The sequence below is a fragment of the Streptomyces sp. TLI_105 genome (assembly GCF_900105415.1).
GTDB lineage: Bacteria > Actinomycetota > Actinomycetes > Streptomycetales > Streptomycetaceae > Streptomyces.
The window spans coordinates 1,943,299-1,953,859 of the sequence record NZ_FNSM01000001.1; the positions used below are offsets into that span (position 1 = coordinate 1,943,299).

The 10,561-nt window shown below is 73.4% G+C and carries 8 protein-coding genes; 6 read left to right on the forward strand and 2 right to left on the reverse strand.

The window, feature by feature from the left end; all coding sequences use genetic code 11:
* Positions 1-29 precede the first annotated feature (29 nt).
* Positions 30-1,403 carry an FAD-dependent oxidoreductase gene (locus BLW86_RS08955; protein WP_093873533.1) on the forward strand — a complete coding sequence of 458 codons (1,374 nt, stop codon included), beginning with the start codon at positions 30-32 and terminating at the stop codon, positions 1,401-1,403.
* A gap of 66 nt (positions 1,404-1,469) precedes the next feature.
* On the forward strand, positions 1,470-1,976 hold the full coding sequence (locus BLW86_RS08960; RefSeq protein ID WP_177181609.1) for a hypothetical protein: 507 nt from the start codon (positions 1,470-1,472) through the stop codon (positions 1,974-1,976).
* Between the two features lie 33 nt (positions 1,977-2,009).
* Here BLW86_RS08960 and hemE read toward each other — a convergent pair whose 3' ends face one another.
* Positions 2,010-3,086: a uroporphyrinogen decarboxylase gene (gene hemE / locus BLW86_RS08965; RefSeq protein WP_371129464.1), complete on the reverse strand. Its 1,077-nt coding sequence runs from the start codon at positions 3,084-3,086 to the stop codon at positions 2,010-2,012.
* Positions 3,087-3,176: 90 nt separating this feature from the next.
* Between hemE and BLW86_RS08970 the strand changes: the two genes are divergently transcribed.
* The 3 genes from BLW86_RS08970 to BLW86_RS08980 all read left to right on the forward strand — a co-directional run bounded on the left by BLW86_RS08970 (position 3,177) and on the right by BLW86_RS08980 (position 6,251).
* Positions 3,177-3,869 carry a DUF3000 domain-containing protein gene (locus BLW86_RS08970; RefSeq protein WP_030690069.1) on the forward strand — a complete coding sequence of 231 codons (693 nt, stop codon included), beginning with the start codon at positions 3,177-3,179 and terminating at the stop codon, positions 3,867-3,869.
* Positions 3,870-4,221: 352 nt separating this feature from the next.
* Positions 4,222-4,887, forward strand: coding sequence for a response regulator transcription factor (locus BLW86_RS08975; RefSeq protein ID WP_015037008.1), 666 nt, complete (start codon positions 4,222-4,224; stop codon positions 4,885-4,887).
* Positions 4,888-4,967: 80 nt separating this feature from the next.
* Positions 4,968-6,251, forward strand: a complete 1,284-nt coding sequence (locus BLW86_RS08980; protein ID WP_093873535.1) for an HRDC domain-containing protein — start codon at positions 4,968-4,970, stop codon at positions 6,249-6,251.
* Positions 6,252-6,348: 97 nt separating this feature from the next.
* On the opposite strand, the gene BLW86_RS41955 is transcribed toward BLW86_RS08980, so the two are convergent.
* On the reverse strand, positions 6,349-6,513 hold the full coding sequence (locus tag BLW86_RS41955) for a hypothetical protein (RefSeq protein ID WP_177181479.1): 165 nt from the start codon (positions 6,511-6,513) through the stop codon (positions 6,349-6,351).
* 176 nt (positions 6,514-6,689) lie between these two features.
* Between BLW86_RS41955 and BLW86_RS08985 the strand changes: the two genes are divergently transcribed.
* Complete coding sequence (locus BLW86_RS08985) at positions 6,690-10,448, forward strand: NACHT domain-containing protein (protein ID WP_143060240.1); 3,759 nt, start codon at positions 6,690-6,692, stop codon at positions 10,446-10,448.
* Positions 10,449-10,561 lie beyond the last annotated feature (113 nt).

A 10,561-nucleotide genomic window follows, 5' to 3' on the forward strand; every position in this document is an offset into this window, starting at 1 on the left:
TCCGTCCCATCATGAGACCCATGAGTCTCATGAGCGAACGACTGGTGATCATCGGCGGCGACGCGGCGGGCATGTCCGCCGCGTCGCAGGCACGTCGGTTCAGGTCCCCCGACGAGCTGGAGATCGTCGCCTTCGAGCGCGGGCGCTTCTCCTCGTACTCGGCCTGCGGCATCCCGTACTGGGTCGGCGGGGACGTGGCCACGCGCGGGGAGCTGATCGCGCGCTCCCCCGAGGAGCACCGCGCCCGTGACATCGACCTGCGGACGCGGACCGAGGTGACGGAGATCGACGTCCCGGGGCAGCGGGTCCGCTCGCGGGACCTGGAGGCGGGCACGGAGGCGTGGACGGGCTTCGACAAGCTGGTGATCGCGACCGGGGCCCGGCCGCTGCGCCCGCCGCTGCCGGGGATCGACGCGCCCGGGGTGCACGGGGTGCAGACCCTCGACGACGGCCAGGCGCTGCTCGACTCGCTGTCCGCGACGCCGGGGCGGCGGGCGGTCGTCGTCGGCGCCGGGTACATCGGGGTGGAGATGGCGGAGGCCCTGCTGAACCGGGGCTACGAGGTGACGGTGCTGACCCGGGGCGAGCAGCCGATGGCCACCCTCGACCCGGACATGGGGCGGCTCGTGCACCGGGCGATGGACGGTCTGGGAATCAGGACGGTCGTCTCCGCGCCGGTGACGAAGATCCTGACGGGAGCGGACGGCCGGGTGCGGGCGGTGGCGACGGAAGCGAACGAGTACCCGGCGGACGTGGTGGTGCTCGGCACGGGCGTGGAGCCGGAGACCTCGCTCGCCCGGGCGGCGGGGCTGCCCCTCGGGGTGTACGGCGGGCTGCTCACCGATCTGTCGATGCGGGTGCGGGGGCAGGGGAACATCTGGGCCGGCGGCGACTGCGTGGAGGTCCTGGACCTGGTCTCGGGCCGAGAGCGGCACGTGCCGCTGGGCACGCACGCGAACAAGCACGGTCAGGTGATCGGGGCGAACGTGGGCGGCGGTTACGCGACCTTCCCGGGTGTCGTGGGCACGGCGGTGTCGAAGGTGTGCGACCTGGAGATCGCGCGGACGGGCCTGCGGGAGAAGGACGCCCGGGAGGTGGGGCTGCGGTTCGTGACGGTGACGGTCGAGTCGACGAGCCGGGCGGGCTACTACCCGGGGGCCGCGCCGATGACGGTGAAGATGCTGGCCGAGCGGCGCACGGGCCGGCTGCTCGGGGTGCAGATCGTGGGCCGGGAGGGCGCGGCGAAGCGGGTGGACATCGCGGCGGTGGCGCTCACCGCGGGGATGACGGTGGAGGGGATGACGGCCCTGGACCTGGGGTACGCGCCGCCGTTCTCGCCGGTGTGGGACCCGGTGCTGATCGCGGCGCGGAAGGCGGCGGGGGCCGTTCGGGCGGCGGACTGACCCTAGCGGCGGACTCACGCGCGGTGACGGGTTGCGGCCGGTGGATCACCGTGCGTGACTCTTCGCATGATCAGACACAGCGTGCGTGCGCTCTGCGCCGCCTCCCTCGTCATCGCCCCCGTCGCCCTGGCCGCGGCCCCCGCCCACGCGCAGACGACGTGCACCGTCAACGGGGTCTCCGTCTCCCCCGACCCCATGGGCGTGGTGAACGGCACCGCCGGCCGCGACTACATCGTGTGCTCGGAGGTGGCCGCCGGCAACACGGTCAACGGCCTCGGCGGCGACGACTACATCGTGGTGAACGGCCCGGTCTTCGGCCACGTCGACGGCGGCACGGGCCGCGACTACATCTCGGCCCGGTCCGTCGGGGCCGGCGGCCTCGTCGAGGGCAGCCCGGACTCGGACTACATCGTCGTCGGGGGCACGGTGGCCCCCGGCGGGATCGTCCGCGGCAACACCGGCAACGACTACCTCAGCGTCGACACCAACAACGGGACGACCAACGGCGGCGACGGCTTCGACGTCTGCCGGGTGCGAACGGGCAACAACCCGCCCATCAACTGCGAGTTCTGACCGCACCCGGCATACGCCACGCGGACGGCTCCCTCAGCGGGCCGTCCGCGTGTGCACGTACTCGACGAGACGGCTCAGCGCGTCCGGGTCCATCGCCGGCATGACGCCGTGGCCCAGGTTGAAGACGTGCCCCTCCAGGCCCTCGGCGGCGGCCAGGACCTCGTCGGCCTTGGCCTCCACGACCTCGCGCGAGGCGAAGAGCACGGCCGGGTCCAGGTTGCCCTGGAGGGCCTTGCCGGGGCCGACGCGGCGGGCGGCCTCGTCGAGGGGGACGCGCCAGTCGACGCCGACGACGTCCGCGCCGGCCTCGCCCATCAGGCCGAGGAGCTCACCCGTACCGACACCGAAGTGGATGCGCGGCACGCCGTAGCCCGCGACGGCGTCGAAGACCTTGGTGGAGGCCGGCATCACCGAGCGGCGGTAGTCGGCGGGGGCGAGGGCGCCGACCCAGGAGTCGAAGAGCTGCACGGCGGAGGCGCCGGCCTCGATCTGGACCTTGAGGAAGGCCGAGGTGATCTCGGCGAGGCGGTCGAGCAGGTCGGCCCAGAGCTGCGGGTCGCCGTACATGAGCGCCTTGGTGTGCTCGTGGCTGCGCGACGGACCGCCCTCGACGAGGTAGCTCGCGAGGGTGAAAGGCGCGCCGGCGAAGCCGATGAGCGGGGTGTCGCCCAGCTCCTCGGTGAGCATGCCGATGGCCTCGGTGACGTAGTGGACGTCCTCGGGGGTGAGGTCGCGCAGCCGGGCCAGGTCGGCGCGGGTGCGGATCGGGTCGGCGACGACCGGGCCGACGCCGGGCTTGATGTCGAGGTCGAGGCCGATGGCCTTGAGCGGGACGACGATGTCGCTGAAGTAGATGGCGGCGTCGACCTTGTGGCGGCGCACCGGCTGGAGCGTGATCTCGGTGACCAGCTCGGGCCGCATGCACGACTCGAGCATGGGGATGCCCTCGCGGACCTTCAGGTACTCGGGGAGGGAGCGCCCGGCCTGTCGCATGAACCAGACGGGGGTGTGGGGCACCGGCTCGCGTCGGCACGCCTTGAGAAACGCGGAGTCGTACGTCCGCGACTGCTGCTTCGTCTGCTGGCCCTGCGGGCTGTCCATGGCACTCACGCCCAAATCTTCGCATGTGGCGAGAAGCCGCTCGTCCGGGCCGGGTGTCCCTCCCTGCGCGAAGGCCCCGTTCCGCCTACTCTTCCCCGCATGGCTGCGGCTCAGGGACATTTTTCCGATCATTCCGACGGCGATCGAGGGACGGACGAAACGGCGGACAGTACGGAGGCGAATCCGGTTCCGCCCGCGTTCCGGCGGGCGGTGGAGGCCTTGCGGTCGGCGAGGCTGCGGTCCGAGATCGAGATCGACCCGACCAGGCCGCCGCAGCGGCTCGCCCCGTACGCGTACGCGGTGGAGGCGGCCGTCGTGGAGGGCGAGGAGGACCTGGCGGACGGGCGGCTCGTGCTGCTGCACGACCCGGACGGCCACGAGGCCTGGAAGGGCACGTTCCGTCTGGTGACCCTGGTCCGGGCGGAGCTGGAACCGGAGATGGCGGCGGACCCGCTGCTGCCCGAGGTGTGCTGGTCCTGGCTGACGGGGGCGATGGAGGCGCGGGGGCTCGCGTACGGGGAGGCGAGCGGGACCGTGACGATGGCGGGCTCGCACTACTTCGGCGGGCTCGCGGACCGCAGGCCGGCGACCCAGATCGAGATCCGGGCGTCCTGGACCCCGCGCGAGGGCCTGGGCGGGGTGCCGGACACGGGGGCGCACCTGGCGGCCTGGTGCGATCTGCTCTGCCAGATCGCGGGACTGCCGCCCGCGCCGGCGGATCCGGGGGCGGGGACGGTGACGGGCGCGGGGGTCGTCTCACTGCCCCAGCGCCGGGGGCCGCAGGGGGCCTGAGGGGCCGCAGGGGGCCTGAGGGACCTGAGGACCCTCGGGCCGGCCTGAGGGGTCTCGGGCTCCGGGCTCCGGGCTCCGGGCCGGCCCGTGGACCTCTCCGGAAAGAGCGCTCCGGCCCCATCGGAAGGGTGCCCCGGCACTCCCTCGTGGGGGTGAAGAGGCGGGGCCCGCTCGTAGGATGATCGATCACGCGTCCGAATTGCCCTAATTATTACTCACCAAATCGTGATCTTTCCCTAAAGGCGGGCGGCCCGGCTGCCGAAGGAGTCAGTGACCCCTTCACAGCACGGGTTCGCCCCCGGCTTCTTCCCCGAGCCGGCTCCGTCCCGCACCCTTCCCCCCAGGAGGCCTGGTGTCCGTTCTCCTCGAGCAGCCCGCAAGCCTGGTCGCCTACCGCCCGAACAAGCCGACGGCCATGGTCGTCGTGGCCGATCCGCGCGTCCGTTCCACCGTGACCCGCCACCTGTGGGCCCTTGGAGTACGCGACGTGATCGAGGCTTCGTCCATCGCGGAGGCCCGTCCCCGCGTCGGCAACCCGCGCGACATCTGCGTTGCCGACGTCCATCTGCCCGACGGCAGCGGCCTGACGCTGCTGTCCGAGACCCGCGCGGCGGGCTGGCCCAACGGCCTCGCCCTCTCCGCCGCCGACGACATCGGCGCCGTGCGCAACGCCCTGGCGGGCGGCGTGAAGGGCTACGTCGTCACCGGCACCCGGACCAACATCGGTCACCCGACCCGCCCCGGCGCCGCCCCCATCGGCGCCGCGGCGGCCCGCCTCGGCCACCGCCGCCCCCCGGGTGCCCCGAGCCACCCGGGCGGCTACCGCGAGCTCTCCGGCCGTGAGGTCGAGGTGCTGCGGCTCGTCGCGGAGGGCCAGTCGAACAAGGCGATCGGCGTCTCCATGGGCCTCTCCGCCCTCACCGTCAAGAGCCACCTCGCCCGCATCGCCCGCAAGCTGGGCACCGGCGACCGCGCCGGCATGGTCGCGGTGGCCCTGCGGACGGGGATCATCCACTGACGGCCGGTGGACACGGGCCCGCGCCTGTCGGCGGAACGTTCCGTCGACAGGCGCTTGCCGTTCACCGATACCCTTGACACGTGACCGACGCCCAAGAGACCGCAGCAGACACAGCACTGCGCACCACCGGGGGCGGCCCCCCGGACGACGATGTCCCTGCGAATGGGCTTCCGATCCCGTTGCTGGAGCCCCGCGAGGGGGTGCCGCCCGTCGTCGAGACCGAGGAAGCCCTCGCCGAGGTGATCGCCGCGTTCGCCGCCGGGAGCGGTCCCGTGGCCGTGGACGCCGAGCGCGCCTCCGGCTACCGCTACGGCCAGCGCGCCTATCTCGTCCAGCTCCGCCGCGAGGGCGCGGGCACCGCGCTCATCGACCCCGTCGGCTGTCCCGACCTCTCGGGGCTCGGCGAGGCGCTCACCGGGACCGAGTGGATCCTGCACGCCGCGACCCAGGACCTCCCGTGCCTGCGCGACATAGGCATGCTTCCCACCTCGCTCTTCGACACCGAGCTGGCCGGCCGCCTCGCGGGCTTCCCGCGGGTCGGCCTCGGCGCGATGGTCGAGTCCGTCCTCGGCTACGCCCTGGAGAAGGGCCACTCCGCGGTCGACTGGTCGACCCGTCCGCTGCCCGACCCGTGGCTGCGGTACGCGGCGCTCGACGTCGAGCTCCTCGTCGACCTGCGCGACGCGCTGGAGAAGGAGCTGGACCGGCAGGGCAAGCTGGAGTGGGCCCGCCAGGAGTTCGACGCGATCGCCTCGGCCCCGCCCGCCCCGCCGCGCAAGGACCCGTGGCGCCGCACCTCCGGCATGCACAAGGTGCGCCGCCGGCGTCAGATGGCGGTCGTACGGGAGCTGTGGACGGCCCGCGACAAGGTCGCCCAGCGGCGCGACGTCTCCCCCGGCAAGGTGCTGAGCGACGCGGCGATCGTGGAGGCGGCGCTCGCGGTGCCGGTGAACGTGGCCGCGCTCACCACGCTGCCCGGCTTCGGCAACCGGATGGGCCGCCGTCAACTGGAGCAGTGGCAGGCCGCGGTGGACCGCGCCCGGGCCCTCCCGGAGAGCGAGCTGCCCCAGCCGGGCCAGCAGGTGGCGGGCCCGCCCCCGCCGCGCGCCTGGGCGGACAAGGACCCGGTCGCGGCGGCCCGCCTCGCGGCGGCGCGCGCGGCGGTCTCGGCGCTCGCGGAGGAGCTGAACCTCCCGCAGGAGAACCTGATCACCCCGGACACCGTGCGCCGGCTCTGCTGGGAGCCGCCGTCCCCGGGCACCCCGGACGCGATCGCCGCCGCGCTGAGCGGGTACGGCGCCCGGCCGTGGCAGGTGGAACTGGTGACTCCGCTGCTGGTGAAGGCGTTGGCCGCCCAGGCCTGACCCGTACGAATCGGAGGGACCCCCGGCGTCGGACGCCAGGGGTCCCTCCGTCGTACCACCGGTGATCCGCCGTGCGACCGGCTCCGAAGCCGCCCGGTCAGCGGCGCGAACGGGCTGCCTTCAGAAGCTGCGCGAGGACGGACGACGCGGCCCGCCGCCGCGCGGGGCTCGTCGACCACACAGCCGGCAGGACCACCCCGATGATGATCACGAGGACGGACAGCAGCATCAGCCCCACCGGCGAGAACGGGGATCCGGACATGAGCACTCCTCTCGTCGTGCCGCGACTCTGCCGCGGTACGACACGACTCTGCGGCGCCGACGCGGCGCAGCGGCCGTCCGCCGAAGAACTCCGAAACACCGGGCCGTCACCCCAGGTCAGGCCATAGGCTGAGCGGCCGGGGATCGAAGGCGTACGAACTTCGGGGGGCCGTGACGATGGATGCGCCGAGCGCTGTCGGCAACTTCTGCGCGACCCTGCGCCGTCTCGTCCACGGCTGCGACATCCCCCAGACGGATCTCGCCCGGACCCTGCGCCGCGCCGATTCGACCATCTCGGAACTGCTCTCGGGGCGGCGGACCACACCGCCGAAGCTGGACCTCGTCCTGGAGATCGTGCGGTACTGCAGGGACCACGCCGAGAACCGCCCACCGGGGCTCTCCGTGGACCCCGCCTGGTGGCGGCTGCGACATGCGGAGCTGGAGCACGTCACCGAGCACGCCGCCGAGACGTCCCGCCCCCTCCCGCCCGTACCTCCTCCGGCCGTCGACCCACAGGTCCTGCTGGAGGCCGAGAGGCTCACCTTCGCGGACGCGGTCGGCGTCCTGTGGACGGGCCGGGACCCCGACGGGGAAGTCGCCCAACGGCTCCTGGAGCCGCTCACGCTCAGCGGCTCCGCCCCGCCGGAAGACGTGAGCGAGCTCCTCCAGGACCTTCCCGGGCGGATCCGTGCCGCCCGCGGAACGGCCCGGACCGCCCTGCTCTGCGCGGCGGACGTCGTGGTCCACGTCGCGGCCTTCTGCGAGGCGGTCCGATCCTCCGGCATCGCCCCGGGCCCCGACTGGGGGGCCGGAGCCACGGAGCTCACCACCGAGGTGATCGGCGAGCTGGACCAGGTCGACCTCGGCTCCGCCCGGGTCCGAGACGCGCGGGAGTTACGGAACGAGATCACCGCGTCCTACCGGGCGGCGAGCGAGATCGTGCACGGGGCCGGCGACGCCGCGGGCCAGGACCCCGAGGCCCTGGCTCGGCAGGCCACACGGAACTACGACCGGCTGATGGCCCCGCTGACCTGGGCCTGCCCGGAGCTGCGGCTGACCTCGGAGACCAGCCCGCCGGTGGAGGAGCAGGACGAGCCGCCGTACGAGGGCGCCGGTCTCGGCCGTCTGGGCGAACTGCTCACCGAGTTCGCCGACGGCGGGAAGCCCCCCGCCCGGCATTCCGCGCGGCTGCGCGGGCCCATCGCATCGCTGGAGGGAGCCGGAGCCGTCCTCCCCACGCTCGCCGAGGCGTACGTGGATCCGTCCTTCCGTCTCGCACCGCATCCCGTCGACCGTGATCTGGCGAGCGACGAGTGGTGGGCACGACAGCCGCTCCGGGACGACCTCGGCTCCTTCCTCGCGACCCATCTCCTGACGGCCCGGGCCGTGCGGGCCCCTCTGCTCGTCCTCGGGCATCCCGGCTCCGGGAAGTCCCTGCTCACTAAGTTGATCACGGCCAGGCTCCCCGAGGACGAGTTCTTCTGCGTCCGGGTCGAGCTGCGTCACGTTCCCGCCGACGCCGATGTCCAGGCGCAGATCGAGGCGGAGCTGCTCCGTGCCACTGGACGGCGCACCCCTTGGCCGGACGCGGTCGACGCGGAGTCCGGGGTCCTGCGCGTCGTCCTGCTCGACGGCTTCGACGAGCTGCTCCAGGCAGGGGCCCAACGCCTGGACGTCGGCCGCCAGTGGAACTACCTCCGGGACATCGAACTTTTCCAGGAGCGGGAGGCCGAGTGGGGCCGCCCGACGGTCGTGATCGTCACGAGCCGTACGGTGGTGGCCGACCGCGTCCACACCCCGGCAGCGACGACGGTGCTGCGCCTCGAACCCTTCGACGACGCCCGGATCGACCGCTGGCTGGCCGTCTGGGGGCGGGCGAACCACCGCTCCGGCCTGTGCCACCGGACCGGGCCCCTGACCCGCGACGCTCTGGTGTCCCACCACGAGCTGGCCAGGCAGCCCCTGTTGCTGCTGATGCTCGCGCTGTACGACACGACGGGCGGCCCCCTGCTCAGGGAGCGTGGGGCCGAGACGGGGCGCGTCGAACTGTACGAGCAGCTGCTGCGCGAATTCGTACGTCGCGAGGTCGTCCGCCGACAGGACCCCATGCCACCGGGCGAGGAGGAGTCGACGGTCGAAAGGGAGCTACTGCTCCTCGGGACGGTCGCGATGGGCATGTTCAACCGGCGGGGCCAGAGCATCATGGCGAAGGACGCCGAACGTGATCTCGCGGTGCTGTCGGGCGAACGCGGCTCGCCCCTGCTGTTCGGCCGCTTCTTCTTCGTGCACGAGTCACAGGCGGTGGCGGCCGAGGAGGAGATCCGCTCCTACGAGTTCCTGCACGCCACCTTCGGCGAGTACCTGGTGGCCCGGGTGGTCTGCCGCGAACTGGGCCGGGTCGTCGCGTCCACCGAAGACGCGAAGAGGGGGAGCGCCGACCCGGGCTCCACGGAGCCGGACGACGATCGCCTGCGCGCCCTGCTCTCCGCCGTCCCGCTCACCGATCGCGTCGAGGTGCTGCGCAACGCGGCGGAGCTGCTGCGTCGGGGCGGTGCCGAACACGGCACGTCCCTGATCGGAGCGTTGCGCGTCCTGTTCGCGCGGGTGCTCGACGGTTCCGGGACCGGTGCCGGTCTTGCCTACCTTCCGCTGCCGCAGAGCCGGACGGAACGCGACGCCGTCTACGGCGCGAACCTGCTCCTGCTCGCCGTGCTGTGCGCGGGAGAGGAGGGACTCGCGGCGTCCGCCTTTCTGTCGGCGGACGCCGCGGTGGAACGTTGGTGGCGCTGTGCCCACCTGTGGCGGTCGCAGCTCGGCGAGTCGTCGTGGAACGCTCTCTCCCGGGCCCTCGTCCTGCGCGGGCGGTTCGCCGACGGCGAGGTCGTCCCCCGTGATCTTCGTCTTTCCCTGCGCGGCGACGGCGGCACGGGCCCCGACGAGCCGGACCGGACGGTGTCCATGTGGCGGCACGGGCCGCGGTCGTTCCGGGTGGAACCCGGCGTCGAGGTGAACGAGGCCGTCCGGAGGATCGCCTTCCTCGGCGACGCGGCGGCGGGGCACCTGGTGCACGCGGTCCTGCCCCTGCTGGAACTGCTCCCCGGGACCGTCGACACGTATCACGCGGCCCCGGACGGCCGGGCCCGGTCCATGGCCCACGCACTGCTGAGCCTGGTCTGCGGGGCCGACGGGCGGCCGAACGCCCGCTCCGTCGCGTACGAGGAGCTGGCGTCGGCGCTGCACCGATTACCGGACGTCACCGTCGCGCGGATGACCGACCTGCTCGCGCGCCACCTCGTTCAGGACGCCCCCCGCCTGCCGGGCGCCACCGTCCTCACCGTTCTGAAGGTCCTGACCACGCCGGTCCCCGGGCGTCCGACACCGGACGTGGCAGCGGGAACTTGGGCGGCCCTGCTCAGCTGTACGGAGGCGGCGGCCTGGCGCGCGGACGTCCCGCCCGAGGAGTGGGCGAGGATCGCGTCGTCTCTCGGCCTGCTGCTCACACGCGAGGACCTGCGCCGTCGGGAGCACCGGGGCGCCGACACCGCCCGGGCCCTGACGACCGCGTTGCGCGAGGCCGGAAGCACTCGGCTGTGGCACGCGACGCTGCCCGGGCGGCGTTCCGGCGATCAGCTGCTCGACGCCGCGCTACGGACGTCGGCCCGGCGGCCAGGGCCGGCGCGCGATCCCGGGACGGTCGTCGGCGCGCTGCGGATGGCCAGGGAGCTGGGGCGGTCCGAGTGGCTCTCGGAGCACGCCGAGCCGTTGCTGCGTACGCTCGGTCCGGAGGCCCTGGGGCAGCTCCTCCCCTCCGACGTCGACTTCCTGCGCCCGCTGGTCCGGGACGCCGCGCTGCTGGCCGTGTTCGTCCGGATCGAGGAAGTATGGCGGGGAAGTCGGGCCGACGGGGAGCAGGGCGGGGACCGGCCCCGGGTGTGACCTTCACCGCTTGGCCCTCAGGGGGTGGGCAGCTTGGTTACCCACAAGTAGCATGGGGGGAAGCAAGCGCACGCTTAGGCGTGGGCCGCAGCAGCAGTGCCATCCCGCACCCT